Genomic DNA, 24,668 nt, shown 5'->3' on the forward strand with positions numbered 1-24,668 from the left:
CTCAGCAACGAAGACTGGCCTGCCGGTTTCCCCACCTGAAGAACACTGACAGGGGAGACGGTAAAGAGGGGTGTTGATCCTGCCCACCGCCCCTCGATTTTCCACAACGGTTCATGCGAATCATCACCCATTGCGGGCGCCAGCCTGCTGATCCGTCTCTCAAACTCAAACTTCCCCGATGGCTACAGCCATTATTGAATCTGTCGCTCGCCAGATCATCTGAGAAAGGTTTTCCAATGCTCTTTAAATCCTTTGTTCCTGCTGCACTTCGACGCCGCCCACGCTCACGAGGCTTTACGCTCATTGAGCTGCTCGTGGTCATTGCCATTATTGCGATCCTGATTGCTCTGCTGCTACCGGCTGTTCAGCAGGCTCGTGAAGCCGCCCGGCGGACCCAGTGCCGTAATAATCTCAAGCAGATCGGCCTGGCTTTTCATAACTTTGAAAGCACCTATGGCTTTCTGCCCACCAGCATTCGCCCCACGCTGAATACGGCATCACGTGTGGCAGTCCTGACTGATCTGCTCCCGTACATTGATCAGGCCGCGATTTACAACCGTTACGACAAATCCACGAACTGGAACTCAGCGAACAACACACCGCTTTCGCAAACGAAAATCACGGCTTTCCAGTGCCCTTCGAATCCTGATGCGGGTGTGCTTGATCTGGCACCCCCATCCACAGCCGGCGTCTTTATCCCCAACATCGCTGCGACGACGGATTACTCGCCGATCTTCGGGATTGCACCGGGTGTCTTTACCACAACATTAGGAACCACAGCCCCGGCAACATTTGTCGATCCAGCCGAAGTTTTCGCTGGCTCCACGACACCTTACACCTATGTTCCTGGCTTTTTCCCGAAGAATGCCACCATTGATACCACGACAGGTCAGCCAACCCGCCAGGGGAAAAAATTCCGTGATGTGACCGATGGGCTCAGCAATACCATCGCCGTGGCCGAATCGGCTGGTCGTCCATTTGTTTACACCAAAGGGCCGAGGAAGCTGGCTGGTGGGAATGCACTCACAGATACCGACGGCAGCTCAACAAGCACAGATCGCCTCAATTCAGGTGGCTGGTCACGTCCAGCGAGCGACATCATCATCTTTGGCGAAACGACATCGGCAACGGGTGCTCTGGGTGGTGCTGTCGCCATCAATGCCACGAACGGGCATAACATTCGCGGCCTCTCTTACACCAATTCCGGGATTGCTACGACAATTCTCGGTCTGCCGATTGCCACTCACGGAACCGGTTCTCCCTTCTCGTTCCACACGGGTGGTGCTCACTTTACGATGGGGGATGGCTCTGTGCGATTCATCAGCGAGAACGTCGATTTCCGGAATTTCATCAACCTGTGCACTCCCTCAGGTGGTGAAGTGATTGGTGAATTCTAAGCCATTATTCTGCCCAAGGATTTGCTCCAGTGGCTGGTCAAACTGATAAAGATTGGCCCGCAGCCTGTTGTATGAGGAAAGGGGTGCTCAGCTTCCTGCAGCACCCCTTTCTGTTCCTGCCCTCGTTCTGCAAGTTCGCTCTTCGCCCCAAGGAGCTTTCCTGGCGAGTTGCGCCTTCCCTCGATCTCTCTGTTTCGCTCGAAAGAGATACACAAGATGTTGCTTCGATCCTCTCGTCTCCACCAACACCTCACTGGACTCGTATTCGCCGCATTGACCTTAGCAGTCTTCGGTTGTGGATCTGGTGAACCCTGGAAAATCTCTCACCCGGTGAGTGGGACTGTCACCTATAAAGGCAAGCCAGTGAAAGATGCTGAACTTGCTTTCTTCCCTCTGGATGAACGATTTCCCGAATCGGTCCGGCCACTGGCAAAAACCAAAGAATCGGGCGAATTCGTCGTAGGGACTTATGATCGCGAAGATGGCGCACCGGCAGGAAAATATAAAGTGACTGTCGTGCATCACGAGATTGTCGTTTCCAAAGGTGGTATGGGAACAAAACCCAATGACCTGCCGAAAAAATACGCGACGAAAGAAACCACAGACCTCATTATCGAGGTTCCATCAGGAGGTACTCAACTTCCTCCCTTTGAACTGAAGTAACAATGCTCTCAAGCTTACTCATCAGCCAGCCAGCGGAGGATGTCTTCCTCGCCTTCTTTAGAGTTTGGATCAGGCTGAGGACGTGCCGGGGGACGGGCTGGCGGCTGGGTTCGGGGCGGTCGTGGTCTGCGTTCTGGTTCAGCTAAACCGGCCTTTTCGAGCAGCGAGCGAGAGAAGGGATTTACTTCTTCATTGGCAGGGGGTGGATCTGAGCTGCCCGGCACAAAATCGATCACGAACTTGTGCTTTGCAAACGTGACTTCGTCGCCCGGCTTGAGCCAGCGCTCGTCGTGGCGAACGCCGTTGACTTTGGTCCCATTGCTCGAACCCAGGTCGTGAATTTTCCAATGCCCCTGCTCGTAGAGCAGTTCGCAATGCTGCGAGGAAACATTCGAGAATTCGAGGACAATATCGCACGTCGGGCGGCGGCCCACCACAATCCGCGATTGCAATAACGGAATCGGATCACCACCTCCGACCGGGACTAACTGACCGAGCATAGTTCTTTCCATGTCTGTTTCGCGACGGGCCCGCGATCAAGACGACAACGGTTCATGCTTTTGATCTCGAACGTGCGCTTTTCGAGGGTCAATTCATGGATCCCGTTGTCCTGACGTCAATTATCGCATTTCGAGAACCAAAGACCACATCGAAAATCTGCCAGATGCCATTCTCCGGCAATGCGCCTACAACCTTAACAGAACAACCCGCGAGTTATTCCATGATCACAACAGCAAATACGCCAGATTCCCACAGTAGATTTCCATAGACATAAGGTTTGATTCATGTCGGCAACTGATCCCGTCGTTATTCTGGGTGCAACCGGTGGAATTGGTACGGCTCTTGCGCGTCGCCTGCACAACGCGGGAACGCCGCTCTATCTGACCGGCCGGGATCCTGAAAAGCTTCAGGTCTTGATGAATGAGCTGGGTGCTCCCGGTCAGGTGGTCGATGTCCTGCAGTCGGGTGAAATCGAAGCGGCCTGCCAGAATGCAGCCTCGACGACAGGCACCCTCTCCGGCATTGCGAATTGCGTCGGTTCGCTCATTCTCAAGCCCGCCCATCTCACGACTGATCAGGAACTGATGAATACGCTCATGCTGCACATCGGGGGCAGTCTGGCGGTTGTGCGGGCCGCTGCGAAGCTCATGCGAGGTGCCGGTGGTTCGATTGTGCTGGTCTCTTCGGCCGCTGCCCGGATCGGGCTGGCGAATCATGAGGCGATTGCCGCCGCTAAGGGAGGCATTCAAGGCCTGGCCCTTTCGGCAGCCGCGACTTATGCCAGTAAAAATATCCGCGTGAACGTCGTGGCCCCGGGACTTGTGCGAACAGCACTTACGCAGAAGATCTGGCAAAGCTCAGCGTCAGAAGCCATGTCGGCCCAGATGCATGCATTAGGCCGGATTGGTGAACCCGACGATGTCGCCAGCCTGATGCAATGGCTGCTCGATCCTGCCCAGACCTGGGTGACAGGCCAGATCTTCGGCATCGACGGCGGCCTGGGCGTCATCGCTCCCCGCCCCAAACAAAGCGCCGGTTGATGCCCCCCTTACTTAGAAAGTTTGCATCGTCGTCCCACCAAACGAGCGCCATCAAAACGAGCCGGAAGCGTCAGCGACGGGCACTCTCATTCTCCGACGACTTCAATGCTCACACACGAGTAATCCTCAACTCGAGATAATCCATCAGAAACTCATCAAATGTGTTAGCCAAATGCTTGGTAGTCTTTTTAAAAACATCAAAACTAACAACGGGGCATTCATCGCCTGTAAACAAGTTAGTATCAATACACAATACAACGTCGTCTGAGCCTAAGTAAACTACGATCAGATTTAATGGTAACCCATAATCAGTACGGCTTAACATCGTGTCGCCGTAAATGGTTCCCCGATAGTCAAGTGAAGGGTTATCGTCTTCAATGCCAGAAATCTCTTCGCCAACAATGCCGCCACCGCCATATTCTTCGAGGAACTTCTGGAGTGACAGGGGCAGCCGTGTATGAAGTAATTCCTGTAGTCTCTCGATCGAGCCTCTCGATGCATTTCCCAGCCAATAAATGTCACTTCCTGCGTCTTTAAGCTTTTCAATCAATAACTTGATATCTGTCATCATTTAATTCCTAATCACCAGGTGTCACAGTTTGGAATCCTGATATCCTCGTAGGTGATGACGTCAAACACGGCATAGCTCCTGACTAACAATATTTCTGGTTCAGTCGTATTTCACGTGAACAGCCAAGATCGCTCACTAAATGGCACCGCACATCCGCTACCTGCGGCCCGCAGGTATCCCATATACGGTCAATATGTTGTCCTGCCGAGATATACTTTTCAATTACGAAACTGTGCATGACACCCTGCACACGATTGCTGTAAGGCTTCGAGGCTTGTGCGGCATGTTTTCAGTCGTGCTGAGATGTCTTCTGAGCTGTCCACGGCCGCAGCCAGTTCACTGCGAATCGCTACAGCATGGCTCAGGGAGGTTTTGAGGAATTGTCGATACTGCGTCTGCTGCTCGGGTGGCATCATGGGGAATTGTGGCTCCAGCAGCCGTTGGTATTCGAGGAATGCTTCTTCAATATCAATTGCCTGTTCCTGCCAGATTTTGAGCTGTGCAGGTAACTCTTTGTTCGCCAGCGGCTCGCCCACTTTTCGCAAGACCAGCAGTTGATCGAAGCTGCAGTCGATTTCGGACATCAACCTGGCGGGCGAAAGATCCTGGATCGCTTCCGGAAGTTTTTCCGGCACCCGGGCGAGTTCTTGAGCCTGAAGCGGTTGCGCTGTGCGAGCAGCTTCGTAGAGCCCGCGGTACTTCGGATCGGTGCCGAACGTTTTGAGTAAGGTGTCGGTTTCCAGATCGGTCACGGTGCACTTGAGTGCTGCGACCAGTGCTGCCGGCCCGCGATGTTTGCCGTGATGACAATGGACATAGACCGGCTCATGATTTCGCTGCAACACTGAGGCGAGCGAAACAATCTGGTCGCGCGAGAGTGCCGAGTATTTGACCGGGATATGCACGTATTTCAAGCCATGTTTCTTCGCCAGCTCGACCAGGGGCGGCGCTCCATCGACTGAGATAATCGTCTTTACTCCCGAGGCAGCCAGTTCCGCCATGGCAGCGTCGGTCTCTGGGCTGCCACCAAACCAAATGGCCTGCGTGTCGACGGCCTGATCAGTCGCTGATGCTTCAGCAGGCTTTAACTCAATGCGATGCAGATTTTCCAGGTGAGCCGACTCGATTTTCTTCGCAGAAAACTCGACAGCGGGCTGGCGAGCCTGTGCTGGTTCCTGTCCTTGGGCAACAGCAGGCCACCAGGCGCAATCTTCCACCCAGAGTGAAGCCTGCAGCTCAAGTCCCAGGGGCCACACTGTGGCCATCAGAACCCATCCCCAGTATCGAAAGCAGCTTCCCTGATGGGGATGGGGCATGTGCGGTACTCCGGCATTCAAAAGGCTTGCTAGGCGATGTGAACCTGTCGAGGTTCACGTTACTTCTCGGACTTCAGCCGCCATTGTTCATCGAAGAAGCCCGCTTTGACAATCTTGCCCGGGTAGCGGGCATCAGGAGGTGTGCGGCAATCGATGATCGCCCAATCGGGCAGCTTCGGCACCTGACGGGCATTATTCAGATAATCGTATTCACGATATGTCAGCCCGCTGTTCAAAACAATGTACCGATCTGGTGCTGATGGATTCGGGTAAATCAACACGGGCAGATGGTCGGTATCGGAGAACTTGGAATTCCCCACAGTCCAGTTCGTGCCTGTTTTGCGGATTGGCAACTGGGAGGCCAACTGGCCAATGAGCGGATTGCTTTGTTCATCGCCCCACAGAATCAGGTGCGAGTTTTTCATGACCTCTGGCGTCACCTGATCGGCCTTCAGCACTCGAACTTCACCCCGCATCTGCCGCTGCCATTCTTTCTGGGCACGGGCTGCTTCACTCTGCACCCACGCCTCCACCACCGGGCTGGAACTCTTTCCCGAAGGAAGCACAAACACAAACGAATCCATCAAAGCGTCATCAATCGGGCCTTGCAGATTGTGGGATTTTCTCAAGCCCTCCACAGGGCGGGGGCCGGCTTTCCACAACCCGTTCACCTGGTGGAATTGAGCCATCCACGAGCCATCCGACATCCGACCGGGGACGGAAAGACTCTGTGGCTTCTTTCCGTCGAACTCAACGACAATGCTCTGATTGATCAATGGGAAAGCTCCCGCCTCGAAGTTCAATTCGAGGTCGGTGACCCGCTCAGATCGAATGCGAATCCCGCCGGGAGAAATCAGCGTGGCGTCCACCGTTCCAAACGTCCAATGCTCTTCCAGTCCCGTCACCCGCACCCAGAAACTACGGTCATATTTGAGCGTACACGTCGTGAAATGGACTCGCTCGGGGACTCGATTTCGCCCTGCGACTGCCAGTGAAGCCATCCGCTTCTCGATCTCCACTTTCGAATCAGGATGCAGCTTGTGGGCGGTTTGCGGGCCGATGATATGGACCAGTCGATCCCCCAGTTTCGCCATGGCGGCTTCCATGACATCCGCCGCCTGCTTCTGTTTGTCGATTTCGCCGCTGTAGGCAATGGTGGGCAGGTTCTTCAGGTTCAGTGCCCAATAAGGCGCGTCGTAGAGCTTCCAGAGGGTTTGCTCAAATTCGGAAGGAGCCAGCTTTTCCTGCTGGAAGACATTGAGGAACAATGGCGTCTCCGAGAATCCTGCCCCGGGATTGGCAGCAAACCAGCGATCAGGATAATGGACTGCCAGATGCCAGACCGCGGCGCCACCCATCGAAAAACCACGAATCGAGATCCGATCCGGATCGACGGCATAGTGGCTCTGGGCATGCTCCAGCGCTTCCAGAGAATCGACTTCGCCAGCCAGTTTGTTGGCATTGCAGAAGCGGGCAAAGGGATGGACCACGATTGTTCGCGCCGGCGTGTACTCTCCCGCCTGCCGGCTGCGCTGATAGATGAACTGCAGCTCGGGCGTCTTTTCAGCACGCCCGCGAAACCACAGATCGCAGCGATGCAGATTGTCGGCATTGTAACTGGCGGGAACGACCACGCCGTAAGGCTGTACTGTCCCATCCAGACGCGATCGAAATCCGCGGACCACAAGGCCCGTACGCGTGGCCCAGCTGGCTTTACCGGCGGCAAGTTCTTCGGCCCGAGTCATCCCTTCAGCGAGGACATCTTTGGCCTGCTGGAATTCTTTGGCGTCGTAGAAGGTTCCCTCTTCGAGTGCCAGCCTGATTGCTCGCGGGAAGATCTCGACATCGGGAAGGTACCGAGCTGTGAAGCTATCCTTGCCGGCTTTCTCCTTGAGAAGCTTAAACTTCTCTTCGAGTTGTTTGAGGCCCGCTTCCAGTTCGGCACGAATGGCAGGATCGATGGAAATCCCGGGGGGTGGGACTGGTCGCACACTCTGCACCTGATTATCGCCCGGCCCATCAGCCCAGGCGAGGCTTGAAAGGACCAATGCCACACACAACAGCCGGGCAGATGGAACCAGCACAGAGTCAGCCGGAAATTTTTTCATCGGTGGATCGTCTCGTCAGTTGAATACGCATCAGGAAGGTTTGATGCACAAGAAGTTACGATTCACGGGCGTTGATGGCAATCGACTGTGTGTTGTGGGGTGGCCGCGCATGGCCCTTTGTAGGGTGCCATGAAGTTCCGACGGAATGCACCATCTTCAGGCCACATCAAGCCCCAAACCGAACGACGAAGGGTGCCCCGGTTGAAACTTCCATTTCTTTCGGGGGGCAAGGATACCAAAAGAGATTTTAATCTTCTGGCGACGGCGGCAGGTGTTCTTACCTGCTAATACCAGCACTTTTGGCAAAGAAGATATGATCCATCACTAGGCGATAACGCATCAATCGGAATGTTTCTTGTGACTTACGTCACCCAGACGTCCAGAGCGACGTCTGGGCCACCCTGCGTTAAGCATTATGCCCATTTACTGTTGCGGCTTGAGTAACTCGCACGCCTTAGAAAACCCATACCGTTGAGCCATGTCATACGGTGTGCCATGTTTATTCTTTGAGTTTGGATCAGCACCATATTCCAAAAGTAGGCGAACAATTTCTACGTTCGGCTTTGTCCCCATTTGTCGTGCACAGTCAGCTTCTGAGTCAACTGCCCAGTGAAGTGGCGAGGACATAACCGTAGGTTGAAAGTTTACATCTGCACCGTGCTCACACAGCATCTTAACTAGACTCAGGTCACCTTTCTCTATGGCACAATACAAGGGTGGCATGCCTATACCGGCGAACATGTTAATTGGCGCCCCAACTTCAAGTAGGCGAACGATCATTGGCGCTTTCTCGAACCAAATGGCTTCCGATAGTGCGTAGTTAAGTTCTTCTGCATTATGTGAATGCTTGCTTAGGTAGTCATTTAAGTCGTCGAGTGTCCCATTTTCGATGATGTTTTCAATATCCATGAATCATCTTCCTTGAGAGGCATGTTTGTTGATGGTGGGGTGGTAGGGTGGCCCAGACGTGGCTTTGCACGTCTGGGTGACGATAGTCATAAGAAAGACACCACAAACGCTCTCCATTGAAAGGGAATTATTGCACCCACGAAATGGGCACGCCCACTGTTCGTCCCTGTTCGTACCAGCGAGCCGAACTCCATCGCCAATCCACGGCCTTCTTTGCCAGTCCGGCACGTACGGGATTGAGATGTAAATACTGCAGCTTCTCCTGTAACTTCTGATCCGAGTAGATCTCAAATGAGTAATATCGTACCTGCCAGATCGGATCACGGGCAGATATCTCCGATTGATACGCCGGCGCGGATTCAGCGAAGTAATTCTTAATATTGCGTGATGATCGCCCCTTCCACAATTGCATGAACCGACTGAGTTGCTGAATTACAGGAAGCCACAGCAGGATATGCACATGATCCTGCATGATCACGAATCCGGCACAGCGCGCCTGATGTCGCTCCAGTTCGTCTGCTAATACTCCAAGCAGGATTCGCTTCGGTTGGTCTCTTGTCAGCAGTTTTCGGCGATGGTAGCAGGAAAGCGTAACGAAGTGGACATACGGGGCGTCATCCACTCGACGTGGCTTCATCGAACGTTTTCCTGTTCTGAAATGACTGATCAATATTTGTCAGTATTGCTGATTAAGAAGATCAGGACCATTTTTGAACTGTGCATCATCGTAAAGAATGTTTCTTGTGACTTGCGTCACCCAGACGTCCAGAGCGACGTCTGGGCCACCCGGGAAATCTAGGTCACCCCTGCCTACACTTCAGTAAACCCGAACTGCCGCTACTTGCCGGAAGAGTTCAGTATCTGGCGGATGACGATGAACTGGTATTTCCCTTCCTTTTGCGTCACTTCGAAGTATGTGCGGCGGATCGATTCGATGGGGCGGTGTTGAAAGTCCTGTTCCAGCCTCAGCATCGATTGTTCCAATTGGGCCGGGTAGAAGTGCACAATGAGAGTGTCGTCACGCACAGGGATGCCACTACGGGTCAGGAGCTCCTGATCGAGTTGTTTGCGATTGCCGCCACGCCAGGACATGAAGAGGCGTGTTTCGGCTGCTGAGGGGCCTTTGCGGACATTGGGGTTTGTTGCCGGGCGACTCAAATAACTGACAGTCCCATCCGGCTCAATCGCTCCCAGCTCAATGCCAAAAGATTCGAGTTGTCTGGCGTATTCGTCAGCCGTCAGTCTGTCATTGAAGCTGACATACCAGCGTTGTTCCCGGGAAAGCCCACCTTTGCCGGGGCCTTTGCCTAAGCCGCGGGATCCTGTGCCGCGGGCACTCCCGACTTTTCCGGAGTTCTGAATCCCGAGATCAAACTGCTGCTCGACGAGTTCGGTCGATTGATCGGAGACGTCGAGCATTTTTTCGATGGTCTCAGCCACCTCGGCTATCTCGGAGGGGATCTCGGCAGGTGAGGCATCATTCGTTTCGGGGAATTCGTTCTCGACGCGTAACGATTCATCAGGAGTTCCGTCTTCCGAGCCCCCTGGGAGTTCGAGCATTTCGACGGGAACGACTTCGATGATTTTGACGGGACGAATGGAGCCGAAGTAGATCACTAATCCCGTGAGAGAAAACGCCAGCCCACAGATCAGCACCACGAGCAGACTCGTGAGGAAGTTGTAAGGGGTCACTCCCAGGTGCACATTCCCGGTTTGAGCAAGTGCCGATGAGTGATGGTTCTGATCTGTCATGTCACCGGGCACTTTTGTCGCTGGGAACGTAACGGAATCTGTGGCGAGGGATACTGACCTGCAGAACTAACGTACTGGAACTTAAACATGTTTGGAAAGACGCTCGCCCAGTCGTTTGAGAGCCGGGCTGACATCGAGTGGATCGAGGTGTACGTTGAGGAGGCAGAACGTTTCTTTGTTGCTGAGAGCGGCATGCAACGATTGATCCAGTTCGCCTTCTGTGCGGACTTCGAATCCCCAGCCGCCGCCGAGGAGATCGGGCAGCCGATGATAGTCCCAGTTGAGAATATCGTTGAAGGGGCCATCCTGAATGAATCGCTCGGTGGTGTAACCTTTGTTGTTGAGCACGATGACGATGGGATTGAAATTGTGCCGCAGGACAGTTGAGAGTTCGAGGCAGGTCATCTGAAAGGCGCCATCGCCTACGAGAACAATCGGTCGGAGATCTTTGCGGGCGACCTGGACACCTAAGGCGGCCGGGATGGCAAAGCCCATCGAAGTGTAGTAAGCCGGGCTCAGGAACTCGGTATCGCGGTAGATGGTCAAATCGGCCGCGCCAAACAGGCAATCGCCCACATCCGCCACGACGACCATTTTTTCATCGAGGAGCTCGTTGATCCGCGCGAAGAGCCGGGCACTTGTCACAGCGGTTTCGGGGACCGCCACAAATTTGGGCGTCGGCTTGGCCTTCGGTGGTAAAGGCCTTTTGGCGATTTTGACATCGAGTTTGGAAAGGCCTTTGACAAAGTCGGCCACCAGAATGTCATGGAAATGGTGATGGGATATCTTGAGGGTTTCACTTGTCGCATAAATAGTTTTGGATGTGTCGAGTTCGGCAGTAAAAATCCCCATATCGATATCTGTCATGAACGTTCCGAGCATGACGATACAATCGCTCTGTTCGACATACTTTCGCACCGATTCCCGGCACATGGCCCCTTCGTAAATGCCAATAAAGAGGGGATGTTTTTCACTGATGACCGATTTCCCCAGCAAGGTGGCAGAGATCGGAATCTCAAACTTTTCCGCAAAGTGGATCAGTTCATCCGCCAGTCCGAAGCGGTGCATTTCGACACCGGCGAGAATAATGGGCCGCTCCGCTTTGGCGAGCATGGCTCCCGCTTCGCTCAAGGCCTCCTTGAGGGCGGCTTTATCGCTTTTGATGGTTCCGGCCTGAGGCACATGCTGATAAGGACAACGGACCTTGATCATGTCGCGCGGCAATTCGATGTAAACCGGCCGCTTGAATCGGACGCAGGCTTCGAGCACGCGATCGATTTCCCGGCAAGCCGTCAGGGCATCGTCGAGGACTGTCGAAGCGATCGTAATCTTTTCAAAGACTTCGCGCTGAGTGCTGAATTCCCGCACGCGATGATGTAACAGCGGGTTCGAGCGTCGCTCTTCGACTCCTGGCGAGCCGGTGATGACGACGACGGGTGACTTTTCTGCAAAGGCCCCGGCGACAGAATTACAAACGCTCAATCCGCCCACGCAATAGGTCACACAAATTCCACCAATGCCATGAATGCGGGCATAACCGTCGGCGGCATACCCGGCATTGTCTTCGCGCGTGCAACCAATGACACGAATGGGACTGTTTTCGAGATCGCCGTAAAACTGCAGGACAAAGTCGCCAGGGATGCCAAAGATGTCCTTCATGCCGTAATCGAGCAGACGGCGGATCAGGTAATCGCCAATGGTGGGGTTTGTCTCTATAGAAGCAGTGGTGCTTGTTCCGTGAGCATGAGTTGCCAACTCTTCGACCGCTTTGGGGGAACTCCCTTTTCGCGAGTTGCCTGCCAGTGAGGCTTTGGATGTCGTTCTGGTTTTTGGAGCGCCATTTCGTCTGGGTGATGAATCGGCTGCTTTTGATGTATTGCGGGCCATATCCTGACTCCCTGGAAATAGAATCGATCGCTCAGTGAAGAGTATTGATTCGTGAATGAATTCGATCTGCGCGTCGGTGCCTCACTGGAAATTCTCAGGTGCTGACGATTCAGGGTCAATTCGAGATTCCGAAAGAATCGAAGTTGCCGGGTAATGATTGGCCAGGTTGGCAGAAAATGGCTGGTATCAATGACCGTTGATTCACAGTGGAAAAGCGAATTGGCAAACTCCTCGCGCCGTGGGAGAGATGCACAGAGAGTTGCTAGCGTGAGGGAACGCATCACGCTAAAGACATATGTTTCGAACTGGAAGGCCGCTGCGATTCCTTCTGTAACCTTATTGAGGAAGCGATCAAAAGTTGGCGTAGCGGGCCCATTGCGAGAGATTCTTCAACTCGCGATCGATTCATCAGGGAATAAGTACCGTCTTTAGCTGCTGGCATACGACTTGCTCATTCTTCCTACAACCCGCTCCTCGCTCAATTTGGAGGCACTAGTCAGATCTGTCTATGTTGAATCCCACGCTTGCCGCTCGCGTGATGGACTCTCTGTTGCCTGAGTCACTGTTTGTCAAAGCAGGACGAATGGCTGCCGTATTTTCCAAAACGCTGTTTTTCTGCAGCATGACTTTTGTTAGCATGGCGAACGATTCACCTCCCAAGCTGGAGAGTCGGATGAGCCATGTGCAGTCGTTTGCAGATCTGGATCTGGTGGCCAGTGAACTGGCGAAAGGTCCCGTTCTCCCGACAGATCCTTTGCCTCAATCGCTGGCCGAGATGACTTATGATCAGCACCGGATGATTCGCTTTCGGCCAGAGCGAAGTTTCTGGCTGGATGAGAAGCGGCCCTATTGGTTGCAGACCTTCCATCGCGGTTTCGTGCACAAAGACCAGGTGCAGCTTTACCTGTTGGAATCTCTGGGGTTGGGGGTCGCCACACAGAATTCTGTCCGGCCAAGGCTGGTAGAGTTCGATAAGGCTCATTTCAAGTACGAAGGCGACTTGAAGGCGGGGGATTTGCCGGCCGATCTCGGTTATGCGGGCGTCCGCTTCATTGGATTTTTCCCGGGCAATCCGCAGTATTCGGAAGTCGCCTCGTTTGTGGGTGCCAGTTACTTCCGGGCTCACAGTGAGAAGACAGTCTGGGGCTCTTCGGCCCGTGGCTTGGCGATTAACTGCGGGCTTCCTAAAGCGGAAGAGTTTCCGGTCTTTCGGGCGTTTTATGTGCAACAACCCAAGCCGGGTGATTTGTCGCTCACCTTTCTGGCACTGCTTGATAGCGAGAGTGTGGCGGGGGCTTATCAGTTCGTGATGACTCCTGGAATTGAGGCGACCACCTTTGATGTGACGGCTCGTCTGCATTTCCGCAAAGTTCCCGAGAAGTTGGGGATCGCGCCCTTAACCAGCATGTGGATGTGGGGTGATGCGTTGGCAGGTCCCAAAGGCGATCACCGCCCCGAAGTGCATGATGCCGACGGTTTGCTGATGAAGGGTGGCGATGGTCAGTGGGCCTGGAGAAGTTTTTACAGGCAGAATTACCCATCGCTGGTGCGATACCCGTTTGAAAAGCTCGCAGGCTTTGGCGTCATTCAGCGCGATCGAAATTCCGAGCATTACAAAGATGATGAGGCGCGGTATTCGGAGCGTCCCAGTGTCTGGATCGAACCACAGGTTCCGTGGGAAAAGGGAGCTCTGGAACTCCTGGAGTTGCCAGCGGAACATGAGGGGATCGATAACGTGGCAACGTGGTGGGTGCCTGATCAGAAGCCGGTCGTTGGTCAGCCACTGGATCTGAAGTATCGAGTCAGTTTTTTTGGCGGTGATCCGCCCGAACATCAACAGGCGAAAGTCACGGCTGTTGATCTGGTTCGGGAAAGTCCCAAGAAGTTTGTCTTTCGAGTCGATCTAACTGGCGCACGTCTTGCAGAAGCGAATCCGGAGAAAGTGAATTTGGAACTGATCTCGATCCGCTGTGCGATCACTTCTCAGCGGATTGAAAAAGTTTCAGATCAGCAGTGGGTACTGCATCTTGTTGCCGAACCGACAGGTGAAGGCCCCCTGGAATTGATTGCCCGGCTGAGCGATGAAGGCCAGCCCATCACAGAACGATGGAGTTATCTGTGCCCGTTGGAGGCTCCCCCGGTGGTTTTGCCACCGTGGCGTGTTCAACAGAATCAACAGGAGACATCTCGATGATCATGGTTGCTTTCGCAGTTGAAGACTCACCGGTTGATCTGGGAAGCTCCGCACAGATTGTCGCCCGCTGCCATGTGGCCGACTATCTGCGAGATGCAGGGATCCGGCATCCCGATCTGCTGTCGTCGCTTTCGAAACGATTTGTCGAAGAAGCTGAACAGCTTCTGGAAGATACGCAACCTGCAGGGATGGATGGGGAACATCATCCTTACAGTGCTGCCGAGTTGTGTGAAGCGGCTTTGAGGCTGGCTTTACGTGAGCTCGAATCGACCGTGGAACTGTTTCCTGGTGCACAGGACTTCTCGGGCAAAATGACTGTGATTCCGGGCGGTTCGAATGGGGGAACAGCGGAATTGCAGGAGGCACCTGCGGAACTCGCCGAAGGGGTGGAAGCCGGCAGCAAGTCTTTGGGAAGCAGCAATAGCTCACGATATCTGGATCGTCGGCTTCAGGGGGCTGTGCCGCATCTCGCGCAGATTTCCATGGTAAGAATTCGGCCCAGTGATGTGGCTCCGGAAAGCCAGAGAATTGCCATGCGGGCCCAACTTCGTCCCAAGCTGTTGCGTGTCTTCCGCAAGGGCTACTGGCGAGGCGTCTGGAAGAATTTGTGTCAGGTGCTCACCACAGTCAAGCTGCGACTCGAACCTGTCCGCTGAGCCGAGAATGTTTGCGGAAGATACCTGGTGACTGGTGCTGGCCTTCGGAAATCGGATGCCCGCTCCAGTTTGTCTTCTGTTGCGATTGGCTTCCGAACAGGTGCGGACACAGTTTCCCCAAGGGAGTTTTCGAGAGGCAGTGTCTGAAAAGAGTCTCTATGAGTCAGAGATAAGCAAGCCCCTCGATAGTGACTGATGGATTGGTAGTGGCTCGATCAACGAAATCATTTTTCACCACCAGACGTTGTTTGTTCCCCGTTGAGGGTGCAACAGACAGCAGCGACTGGTTCATGCTCTCAGGATTAAATTCGTGAATGCCAGCAGCATCACTCCTTTGAAGGTCTCACAGGTTTCTCAGCCGGGAAGTCGTCGCTTTCGACTGTCGCTCGCTGTGCTCACTCTGACGACAACCGCTTTTGCGATCTGGCTGTTTTTGTGGTCGTTGGGAGATATTTCCAAGAATCCGGCAACTTGGCTGCTGGTGCCTTTATTTGCTCTGCTGGTGCTGATCATTTCCTTCTCGTTCTGGACCAGCACCCTCGGCTTGTGGCTGACAATTACCCAGCGTCGCCAGTCAGCATCGACTTCGCAGTCATCGCACAGTTCTTTACCAAGAACGGCGATCCTGATGCCTGTTTACAATGAAACTCCCGCCAGTGTGTTCGCGAATGTCCAGGCGATGATTGAATCGCTTGCCACCACACCGCATGCGGCGGACTTTGACCTGTTTGTTCTGAGTGATACGACGAACCCGGATATCTGGCTGGAAGAGGAGCGGATGTGGGGCCGCCTTTGTCAGCGACTGACCGGCCCGACCAACGTTTTTTACCGCCGACGGCCGAAAAATACGGCACGCAAGGCGGGGAACATTGCTGATTTCTGTGAACGCTGGGGCACACAATACGATCTGATGATTGTGCTCGATGCCGACAGTGTGATGGATGGCCAGACGATGGTCGAAATGGCCCGTCGCATGCAGGATGACCCTGCCCTGGGAATTCTGCAGGTGCCACCTGTCCCTGTGAACCGGCTTTCATTTTTTGCACGACTGCAGCAGTTCTCAGCCAGACTTTACAGCCCGGTCCATATGGAAGGCTTCAGTTCGTGGGCGAGCTTTGACAGCAACTACTGGGGACATAATGCGATTATCCGCGTGGCTCCTTTTATTGATCACTGCGGGTTGCCCACACTCCCGGGCGTGGCACCCCTAGGTGGCGAAATTCTGAGCCACGATTTTGTAGAAGCCGCTCTGATGGCACGCGGTGGCTGGAAAGTGGCTCTCGCGCACGATCTGGCGGGGAGCTATGAAGAATGCCCCACGACACTGCTGGATTATGCGAAGCGAGATCAGCGGTGGTGCCAGGGAAATCTGCAGCACATGCGGCTGATTATCAGCGAAGGTTTGAGGCCGATCAGCCGTCTGCATCTGGCCATGGGCGTGATGTCTTATCTGGCATCGCCTCTGTGGCTGCTGTTTACGCTGCTGGGGCTCTTGGCCATGGCGATCGACGGGATCTGGCTGGGGAGTACTCAAGAACGCATCAGCGGGCTGGTGGTCTTTGCCTTCACCATGTTTCTACTCATGGCCCCGAAGGTCTGGAGTCTGGTGGCTTTGGCGTTTGATCGCCCGCGAAGAGAACAGTTCGGTGGCTGGTCGAAGATTATTCCCAGCGTGCTGATCGAAACCGCCGCCTCAGTGCTCGTGGCGCCCATCATGATGCTGTTTCATACACGATTTGTAATTTCCACCTTATTGGGCGAGAAAGTGCAGTGGAATGCCCAGAACCGGGGAGATGGTGATATTGATTTTCTGGCGGCCTGCCGGGTTTTTGGCCCGCATACATTGACCGGGCTGGTGGGAAGTGCCTTGATACTTTTCTTTGCTCCCGGCCTGTTTTTGTGGTTATCGCCCATTCTGCTGGGGTTATCGCTGACCATTCCTTTCTCGAGAATTCTGGGCAGTGTCGAACTGGGGCAATGGCTCGCTCATCGGCGACTGCTCCTGATTCCAGAAGAATCGGAACTCACACCGATTCTCAAGCTGCAGCAGCGTGCTCTGGAACAGCATGAGCAATACGCGAATGCCCATGATCGCAGCCAGTTACTCGGAGAGTTGCTTTCCGACCCGGGCTTTCAAGCATTGCATGCTTCGATCCTGCAGCAGACAGCCGCTGGGCTCCCGGCTCCGGAAGCCAAAGTTCGCGAATGGACTCAAGCCATACTTACTCAAGGGCCCGAGAGTTTGAGTGTCGAGGATCGCCGGCAGCTATTACTCGATCGAGAGGCACTGCGTGAATTGCATATTCAGTATCGAGTGCGGCAATTACATCCCGATCAGGCAGCGACTGCTTCGCCTATGTAGATGACCTCAATGGATGAGTTTCGGCTGTTTAATAGTTAATCTGGAACTGACAGCGAATGATATCTCCGCGGAATTGTCCATAAGATGTTCCTGAGGAGCGAGCCGAGACATTTGTACGATCGGCTATCGTGTACTGAGTAGAAAATTCCATCTGCGGATTGATCTGCCACTCGAAACCCAGTTCCCATTCGTTGATCGTGCCGTAGGGGGCGTTGGCGAAATTCTTGAGTCCACCCTGATAATAGGTGTAGCGACCAAAAGGGAAGATGGTGCCGTGTGACTCGGTTTCCAGACGGTATAAGGCCATGACATAGCCACCAGTCAATGAGCGTTTGACGACAGCCGTCTGCTCGTCATTGAGGCCGGGGCCATTGCCAATATTCCACTCGGCCTGCAAGCCCCAGGGTTGAGGATACCAGACGAACGTCCCTGCCAGGCGCTGATCGACAATGCCACCATCATCTCCGGCTCCAATGGTGCCCGCGGGGATCATGGCGGGGGGCACACCTAATGGTCGAATGGGAGCAGAGCCCACGACATACTTTCCGGTGTAGGCCTGTACGCCCATTTCGAGAATCTGGCCGTTATCGAGCTTATGAGGGACAGACAGTCGTGTGTAAAGGTGCAGGTTGTCATTTTCTTCGAGAGTCGAGCCCCCTTGACCGTTAAAAGCCCCAATGCCGAAGACACCGTAGTTTCCAGAACCTTTGAGACCTCGATCGAGAACTTCTTTGAAAAGGTCCTGAGCTCCTTCAGGTGTCCAGTAGTAGACGACACCCAGATCGCGCTCGTTTCTGGTCGCTGAGTTAATGCTGTCGCTGCGATCCAGGGGAGCCCGGTTGGAACTGGATTGGAGGTCTTCCCAGCCGTAAGGGACTTTGGACTGTCCGATACGAACGCGGTGAACTTTATCCTCATCGAAGTACAGATCGCCATACCAGTCGCGGATCTGTGCATAGTAGGTCGAATCGTCACTATCCGGCACCGTGGAGGCGAAATCGGTTTGAAGATAGACATACAGATTCTCGGAGACATCGCCTGAGATGATCAGTCGTGCCCGTCGAATGAGAAATGACTGATCATCACTGACCGAGCGGTCGCCAATGAGTTGAGCCGGTGCGCCGTCTTCATCGACCACGAAGTTGTATCGAAACTGGGCATAACCCCTGATGCTCAGGCGGTCGTACCACTGCTTGGGTTTTGATCCTCCGGGAGTATAGGTCTGCTCATCGACGGTTGTAATCGAAGGGTCTTGAACCTTGCTCCAGCGTTCCTCAAAGACATCGCGGAACGAGCGGTCATTGTCGACGTTGGAACTTAACTCGCTGTTCAGCCGGGCGATTTCCTGTTCGTTTTTTTCCAGACGCTTCAGCAGTTCGTCGTAGGAGCCTGGCGCAGGATTGGCAGGAAGCGAAGGATTTGTTTCCGATTCATCGAGACGAACCTTGCCCTCGGTCACAGCGGGAGGTTCTGGAGGCAAGGAGCTCTCCTGTGCGAACCCCGAGATTCCTAGAGTGGCAGAAATTGCCAATACCAGCACTCGACATCGGGTCGGCAAGGGCACGATGGCTCCTCTGAGTCAATGGAAAATCCTACGCTCTCAGAATTATCGTCATAACCGGCAAAGTTGTTGACGGTTTTCAGGCGATTCTGTTGATTCTCCGTCAAGTGCGATGCCTCGAGTTCGTTCATGGATTGTTCGGCAGAAGTTTGCCGGTGTTAAAGCCAATCTGATGTTGAAAGGCTTAGAGACCACGCCCTTTCGCAAGGCCTTCAGGGTCGTGCCACCCAGACTATAAAAAAAGAGACCTCACCTTGTCGTAACAAAGTGAGGTCTCTTTAGAAAAACAGATGGAGAGATTTCTCGACTCGAATCAGGTCATCAGTTGGCTGCCGCGAGTGTCATGGAGTCTTTGCGCCGACGTGCTGCAGGTGAACTTTTCGATTCTTCAGAAAGAATCGTATCCGAGTTCAGCAGTGCACCGGGGGCAGCAGGGTTCGGAAGGAGATCTTCCACGAAGCCTTGCAGGTGATGAGCACGCGTGTGGTGCTGCAACTTCTTGAGAGCCTTCGATTCAATCTGGCGGATACGCTCGCGAGTGACCTTAAAAATTCGGCCCGTTTCTTCGAGAGTGTAGCTGTAGCCGTCGCCCAGGCCGTAACGCAAACGAATGATTTCCCGTTCGCGATACGTCAGGCTGCGGAGCACGATATCGATCTTATCCCGCAGCATTTCACGCAGGGCGTTGTCGGCTGGAGTCGATTCGTGACTATCTTCCAGGAAATCACCAAAGCTGGAGTCTTCGCTTTCACCGATCGGTGTATCGAGACTCATCGGGTGCTTCCAGGTCTTCATGATTCGTTCGGTATCTTCGACCGACATATCGACGGCCAGTGCCAGCTCCTCGATGGTTGGCTCGCGACCTGTTTCCTGGCGGATCTGTTCGCTCTTGTTCTTCAGCGTGGAAATGCTTTGGAACATGTGGACTGGAATACGAATCGTCCGGGCATGATCGGCAACGGCACGGGTAATCGCCTGACGAATCCACCATGTGGCGTAGGTGGAGAACTTATAACCACGGCGGAATTCGTACTTCTCGACACCACGCATCAGACCGGCATTTCCTTCCTGAATCAGGTCGAGAAAGCTCAGGCCCCGGTTGCGATACTTCTTGGCAATCGAGACCACCAGCCTGAGGTTACCGCCAGAAAGCTGCTGCTTGGAACGTGTCCAGCCACCAAATTTTTCGAGAACTCGGCGAATGCGCTTCTGGAAATCGGCTGGCAGTTCCTGCACATCCTGAATCAACCCTTCCAGTTCGGCTTCAGCGGCAGCCACGTCAGCGGCTGTCATCGGCATCTTGCGAATCTGGCGGGCAGAAATCTGCTTCTGGAGTTCTGTCATCCGAAGCGAGATCTGTTCCATACGCCGCATGACAGGCTGGAGCCTTTGTGTGCGGACACTGAGTTCTTCACAGAGGGTGGCCAGCTTGCTGCGACGAATGGCCATGCGTTCGCGAATGACGGCTTCTTCGGGAGTCCCGATGGCTGCTCGAAGGAGTGTGAAATCCTGCTTGTTCTCATCGAGCATGCGCTCAATGGTCGGCAGATTGTGAGGCATACGAGCCAGAATCTGATCTTTCTGAACGCTTTCGGTATCTGAAGTCCGCAATGTGCGCTCAAAGGGAAGTTCCCCGAGCCGGACTTTGTGAACCGTATCGACAACAATGCGAATCGCGAAATCGGATTCGAGCATGCGTCGGCGGAACCAGCGGCGAGTCATTTCGATTTGTTTGGCCAGGTAGATTTCCCGTTCGCGTGTCAGCAGGGGGATGTGGCCCATCTGGCTCAAGTACATGCGAATCGGATCACGCGAGCTGGAGTTGGATTCCGGCTCAAGCATTTCCAGCGGAGGCAACGATTGCAGTGGATCAATACCACCCTCAGGCTCAACGGCATCGAGACCGGCAGCCTCAAGGGCCATGATGAGTTCGTCAACGAGGGCAGGATCACCCCCTTCATCAGGGATGTACCTGTCGATTTCCGCGTACGTCAGAAAGCCGCGCGAGGCGCCCTGATTCAGCAGTTCACGAAGTGCGAGTTGTGATTGATCCATAAGTGTCAAACCTCCTTGTCGAGACAGCTTCCGATCGCATTAACCAGAGCGATGGCGGTACCTTGACCGTATCACTTTGGCATGGAGCCGCCCGACGAGCATGCAAAAAAACTGCTCGTAACCCCCGGGCCGGCGATCCACGTCGCAAACGTACCACAGGGAAAGAACGAATCTGGCTGATCATCAATCAAATCTTACGGCATCATGCCTTCAGATCTTATTGGTCAGTCCAGTCTGCTTAGCAGGATCGGCCTCCATGGCTCAGGCAGAACAAAGCCTGCAAACCAAGGCAACGACCGTCGCGTCGACAGCTTCCATTCTCTCTCTGCGATCAATTGCTTGCGAAATGCTAACGTCGAGAGAAGAAAACTTCTGCGAAATCTGCCGCATTCGATAATTTTTTTCCAAAAATTTTCTTGCACAACTGACTTCGATTCATCTCGCGATCAAAACGCTCGATTTTTTCTGTCCAGTTGTGCACCTTCACTCCCTTCGTTTGCTGAAAGATTTTCTAGTTGACGAGATTGTCAGGACGTCAATTCGTCTCGAATGCTGATTCGGCTCTATCGAGCGTTGATTCAACAAATTCGCCACTGCTATACTCATGTGGTGACGACTTTTGTGTCAATCACTGCTACCACCGGATCAATCCGCCAACATCACCAGCCTTTGCCTGAACACGAGAAAGCCCACCCAATGTCCGACGCTACGCTCGACAAGGAAAAAATCGCTGCCAAAGGTCTCAAAGGGATCGTGGCTGCTGATTCTCAAGTCTGTGATGTGGATGGCGATCTGGGCAAACTGATTTATCGCGGCTTTAACATTCACGAACTGGCTGAGTCGAGCACGTTTGAAGAAACGTCTTACCTGCTTCTGCTTGGCGAACTCCCTACGGCAACACAACTGAAGGAGTTTACTGAACTTCTGATTCACCATCGTGAGATCGATGCCCCTGTTCTCGACTGTCTGAAATCTTTGCCACCCAGCACCCCGCCGATGACAGCTTTGCGGACTGCGGTGTCGATCTCTGGATGTTACGACCCGCTGGCCGAGGACAACTCGCGAGCCGCGAATCTGGAGAAATCTGTTCGCCTCACAGCCGAAATGGCAACGATTACTGCCGCCTTCCGCCGCTTGCGAGAAGGTCTCGAACCGATTGCTCCCCGCAAGGATCTCAGCCATGCGGGCAATTTCATGTATATGCTCAATGGGACAGTTCCATCCGAAGATGCTACCCGAGCGATGGATCTGATTCTGATTCTGCATGCCGAGCATGGGCTGAATGCCAGCACGTTTGCCGCCCGTGTGATTGCTGCCACTCTGGCCGATCTTTACTCGGCTGTCACAGGTGCGATTGGTGCCCTCAAGGGGCCACTTCACGGTGGTGCGAATACTGAAGTGCTGAAGGTTCTCATGGAAATCGGCAGCGTGGACAACGTGGCCAGCTATGTGGAAACAACCCGGGCGAACAAGGGCAAGTTCATGGGCTTTGGCCATGCGGTCTATAAAGTGGAAGACCCACGGGCTCGCCATCTGAAAGCACTCTCCGAGCGACTGGGGAAAGAAACGGGAGATCCCAAGTGGTACGACATGTCGATCCTGATGGAGCGGCTGGTGCGTGAGTCGATCAACCGATATTGCAACGTCGATTTCTACTCGGCCAGTCTGCAGCACTATATGGGGATTCCCGGCGATCTGTTCACCTGTGTTTTCGCCACCAGCCGGATTGTCGGGTGGTGTGCCCATGTGCTTGAACAACTGGCTGATAACAAGATCATCCGGCCCTCTTCGAATTACATCGGTGCACCAGAACGTCATTACGTTCCCGTGAGCCAGCGATAACGCGTCGATTGATGACGGGTTTGGCCTGTGCGAGTGAGGTTAAGTCTTGGCCCGCATCGACTACGTCACGATAGAGCAAGGCCAAAGAAGTCTGGTAAGGCCGAAAGTATGACCTCTGCCAGGCTTCTGATTTTTCTGGACTGGACGGCTGGGGCTGGTGCAGGAGTACTCATGATTCTCCTGCGCTATTGGCTCGCCGAACTTTATCATTTGCCTGCAGGGCTAATGTTGACGTTCGGGATGGTAAATCTGGCCTATGCGAGTTTTTCGTTCATTCTTTGGCTGCTGAGTCGTCAGGATCATGTCCCCGGGCTGCAGATTATCGCCGCAGCGAACATTCTGTGGGCCATCGTCTGTCTGGTGATGTTCTTTGTCTGGTGGGGTACCGCGAGTTTTCTGGGAGCCGGGCATTTTGTCGGTGAGGCGTTGATTGTCGGTGGGATGGGTCTCCTCGAATGGAGAGTTGCCAATCATCAATCAGTACCATCCCTGCCTAGCGAAGTTTCGTCTGACCGAGATATCCCGTAAGGCTGGCGATGATGGTGGAGTCAGCATTGAAAGTGGCAACGCGTCTGGAGCCGATTCCTGCCTCCTGGCAACAGTATTTGATCGAAACGTGCCGCCAGAATTTTGACTGGTTGAGTCAAGTTTCTGAGTTGGAAATTCAACGGGTTCAAAGTGCCGCCTTCAGTGGTGCTCAGGTTTTTCAGTTGCATGTACCAGAGCTCGGGCAGTTTGCACTCAGGCTCTGGCCGACTGATGCCATGCCACCCGCGCGATTGACGGGGCTCCACGCCTTGTTGCGGCATACACAGCAACTTGGGTTACCAGTTGCTGCTCCTGTGCCTGTTTCAAAGCGTAAGGTCGCTCAAGGAACCATGAGTTGCTTTTGGATCATGGCCAATTCACCGCGATTGACCGGCTCGATTTCAGCGAGCATTGACAGACTGCGCACGAACTCTTCGGGCATGAATACGTTGGGCCGGGAGGAAGATTTCCTCTGCCAGCTAGAACCGTGGCTGAAGGGGCAACCACTCGATGCCAATCATCTCGATGAGTCAGACGCGACTAAAGCCATGGCCATGCTGGCGCGCTGGCATACGGCTGCCAGTTCTTTTGCACCACCGCCATCGTGCCAGGCATGGTTTGGTCCGAGCCACCAGGGCGTTTCGCCGACAGTTCTCAAATGTCTGGCCAAGCTTACCCGCCAAGAGGCTGGGCTGGCCCATCGTGATGCGGTGGAACATGGCGTTGGGGAAACTCGTCTCAACAGTTTCGATGATTTTGGGTGTTTGGCTAAACTTCGCAAGCTAGCTCAACTTGTCGATGGTTTGATTCCACTAATCACCCGGGAATTGGCACCCTGGGCGCACCAAAAAATTCCGCTCACGCCGTGCTGGGGCGATTTCTGGTGCCAGCATGTTCTCATGGAGCATGGTGAGGTTTCCGGGTTACTCGATGCGACGGCCGCTCGAACAGATTCCGTCGCCATTGATCTTGCGAGGTTTCTGGGAAGTCTTCATATCATCAGGCCTTCCACCCGGGAGCTGTGTTTTGAAGTTTATCGTGGTGTTCGTTCATTCTCCGAAATCGAGATTCGCCTTGCCCGTGTCATGGAGCGAGTGGGCTTGCTGATGGCGGGGATGTTCTGGATCGAATCATTGATTGGGAAAAACGCCCGAGATCACCAGTCACGGAATCTGCAGCAGTGGCAGATGATCTCGATGCGATTGGACTGGCTGTTGTGCCGCCTGAGTCTTCTGCATGCCGAGCTGCTGGAGAATCCAGGGCTTAACTTGAGATAGGCGTGAATGTTACGTTGCCAGTCGATTGTTCCTCATCCAGGGAGAATCG

Annotated in this window: 19 protein-coding genes; 9 read left to right on the top strand and 10 right to left on the bottom strand. The window is 53.9% G+C overall.

What is annotated here, in order from left to right; all coding sequences use genetic code 11:
* Nucleotides 1–236 precede the first annotated feature (236 nt).
* On the top strand, nucleotides 237–1,397 hold the full coding sequence (locus tag PLIM_RS04585) for a DUF1559 domain-containing protein (RefSeq protein WP_013109151.1): 1,161 nt from the start codon (nucleotides 237–239) through the stop codon (nucleotides 1,395–1,397).
* 216 nt (nucleotides 1,398–1,613) lie between these two features.
* Nucleotides 1,614–2,060 (top strand): hypothetical protein, encoded by a 447-nt coding sequence (locus PLIM_RS22425; protein ID WP_013109152.1) that lies wholly within the window; start codon nucleotides 1,614–1,616, stop codon nucleotides 2,058–2,060.
* Nucleotides 2,061–2,074: 14 nt separating this feature from the next.
* Here the strand turns inward: PLIM_RS22425 and PLIM_RS04595 are convergent, their stop codons facing one another.
* On the bottom strand, nucleotides 2,075–2,560 hold the full coding sequence (locus PLIM_RS04595; protein ID WP_013109153.1) for an FHA domain-containing protein: 486 nt from the start codon (nucleotides 2,558–2,560) through the stop codon (nucleotides 2,075–2,077).
* A gap of 285 nt (nucleotides 2,561–2,845) precedes the next feature.
* Between PLIM_RS04595 and PLIM_RS04600 the strand changes: the two genes are divergently transcribed.
* The gene (locus PLIM_RS04600) at nucleotides 2,846–3,601 is read left to right on the top strand and encodes an SDR family NAD(P)-dependent oxidoreductase (RefSeq protein ID WP_013109155.1); all 756 of its coding nucleotides are present in this window, start codon (nucleotides 2,846–2,848) and stop codon (nucleotides 3,599–3,601) included.
* 109 nt (nucleotides 3,602–3,710) lie between these two features.
* Here PLIM_RS04600 and PLIM_RS04605 read toward each other — a convergent pair whose 3' ends face one another.
* From PLIM_RS04605 to PLIM_RS04635, 7 genes are all read right to left on the bottom strand, one after another.
* Complete coding sequence (locus tag PLIM_RS04605; protein ID WP_013109156.1) at nucleotides 3,711–4,172, bottom strand: SMI1/KNR4 family protein; 462 nt, start codon at nucleotides 4,170–4,172, stop codon at nucleotides 3,711–3,713.
* Nucleotides 4,173–4,390: 218 nt separating this feature from the next.
* Nucleotides 4,391–5,437 carry a fused DSP-PTPase phosphatase/NAD kinase-like protein gene (locus tag PLIM_RS22430; RefSeq protein ID WP_196349529.1) on the bottom strand — a complete coding sequence of 349 codons (1,047 nt, stop codon included), beginning with the start codon at nucleotides 5,435–5,437 and terminating at the stop codon, nucleotides 4,391–4,393.
* 110 nt (nucleotides 5,438–5,547) lie between these two features.
* Nucleotides 5,548–7,596: a prolyl oligopeptidase family serine peptidase gene (locus PLIM_RS04615; protein WP_013109158.1), complete on the bottom strand. Its 2,049-nt coding sequence runs from the start codon at nucleotides 7,594–7,596 to the stop codon at nucleotides 5,548–5,550.
* 423 nt (nucleotides 7,597–8,019) lie between these two features.
* A complete protein-coding gene (locus PLIM_RS04620; RefSeq protein WP_013109159.1) occupies nucleotides 8,020–8,505 on the bottom strand; it encodes an ankyrin repeat domain-containing protein in 486 nt (161 codons plus the stop codon).
* A 127-nt stretch (nucleotides 8,506–8,632) separates the two neighbouring features.
* A complete protein-coding gene (locus tag PLIM_RS04625; RefSeq protein WP_013109160.1) occupies nucleotides 8,633–9,142 on the bottom strand; it encodes an REP-associated tyrosine transposase in 510 nt (169 codons plus the stop codon).
* Between the two features lie 200 nt (nucleotides 9,143–9,342).
* Nucleotides 9,343–10,257 (bottom strand): hypothetical protein, encoded by a 915-nt coding sequence (locus PLIM_RS04630; RefSeq protein WP_013109161.1) that lies wholly within the window; start codon nucleotides 10,255–10,257, stop codon nucleotides 9,343–9,345.
* 81 nt (nucleotides 10,258–10,338) lie between these two features.
* On the bottom strand, nucleotides 10,339–12,144 hold the full coding sequence (locus tag PLIM_RS04635) for an alpha-keto acid decarboxylase family protein (RefSeq protein WP_081440201.1): 1,806 nt from the start codon (nucleotides 12,142–12,144) through the stop codon (nucleotides 10,339–10,341).
* 637 nt (nucleotides 12,145–12,781) lie between these two features.
* On the opposite strand from PLIM_RS04635, the gene PLIM_RS04640 reads away from it, so the two are divergent.
* From PLIM_RS04640 to mdoH, 3 genes are all read left to right on the top strand, one after another.
* Nucleotides 12,782–14,338, top strand: a complete 1,557-nt coding sequence (locus PLIM_RS04640; RefSeq protein WP_196349530.1) for a glucan biosynthesis protein G — start codon at nucleotides 12,782–12,784, stop codon at nucleotides 14,336–14,338.
* On the top strand, nucleotides 14,335–14,994 hold the full coding sequence (locus tag PLIM_RS04645; protein WP_013109164.1) for a hypothetical protein: 660 nt from the start codon (nucleotides 14,335–14,337) through the stop codon (nucleotides 14,992–14,994). Before PLIM_RS04640 ends, PLIM_RS04645 begins: the two co-directional genes overlap by 4 nt.
* Before the next feature lie 310 nt (nucleotides 14,995–15,304).
* On the top strand, nucleotides 15,305–17,356 hold the full coding sequence (gene mdoH / locus PLIM_RS04650; RefSeq protein WP_013109166.1) for a glucans biosynthesis glucosyltransferase MdoH: 2,052 nt from the start codon (nucleotides 15,305–15,307) through the stop codon (nucleotides 17,354–17,356).
* A 28-nt stretch (nucleotides 17,357–17,384) separates the two neighbouring features.
* On the opposite strand, the gene PLIM_RS04655 is transcribed toward mdoH, so the two are convergent.
* The gene (locus PLIM_RS04655; protein ID WP_230849399.1) at nucleotides 17,385–18,836 is read right to left on the bottom strand and encodes a porin; all 1,452 of its coding nucleotides are present in this window, start codon (nucleotides 18,834–18,836) and stop codon (nucleotides 17,385–17,387) included.
* 402 nt (nucleotides 18,837–19,238) lie between these two features.
* Nucleotides 19,239–20,972, bottom strand: a complete 1,734-nt coding sequence (locus tag PLIM_RS04660) for a sigma-70 family RNA polymerase sigma factor (RefSeq protein WP_013109168.1) — start codon at nucleotides 20,970–20,972, stop codon at nucleotides 19,239–19,241.
* A 696-nt stretch (nucleotides 20,973–21,668) separates the two neighbouring features.
* Here PLIM_RS04660 and PLIM_RS04670 point away from each other — a divergent pair.
* The 3 genes from PLIM_RS04670 to PLIM_RS04680 all read left to right on the top strand — a co-directional run bounded on the left by PLIM_RS04670 (nucleotide 21,669) and on the right by PLIM_RS04680 (nucleotide 24,619).
* Nucleotides 21,669–22,814 carry a citrate synthase gene (locus PLIM_RS04670; protein ID WP_041402951.1) on the top strand — a complete coding sequence of 382 codons (1,146 nt, stop codon included), beginning with the start codon at nucleotides 21,669–21,671 and terminating at the stop codon, nucleotides 22,812–22,814.
* Between the two features lie 108 nt (nucleotides 22,815–22,922).
* Nucleotides 22,923–23,342 carry a hypothetical protein gene (locus tag PLIM_RS04675; RefSeq protein WP_052301494.1) on the top strand — a complete coding sequence of 140 codons (420 nt, stop codon included), beginning with the start codon at nucleotides 22,923–22,925 and terminating at the stop codon, nucleotides 23,340–23,342.
* 8 nt (nucleotides 23,343–23,350) lie between these two features.
* Nucleotides 23,351–24,619, top strand: a complete 1,269-nt coding sequence (locus PLIM_RS04680; RefSeq protein ID WP_013109172.1) for a phosphotransferase — start codon at nucleotides 23,351–23,353, stop codon at nucleotides 24,617–24,619.
* Nucleotides 24,620–24,668 lie beyond the last annotated feature (49 nt).

The organism is Planctopirus limnophila DSM 3776 (assembly GCF_000092105.1).
Lineage (GTDB): Bacteria > Planctomycetota > Planctomycetia > Planctomycetales > Planctomycetaceae > Planctopirus > Planctopirus limnophila.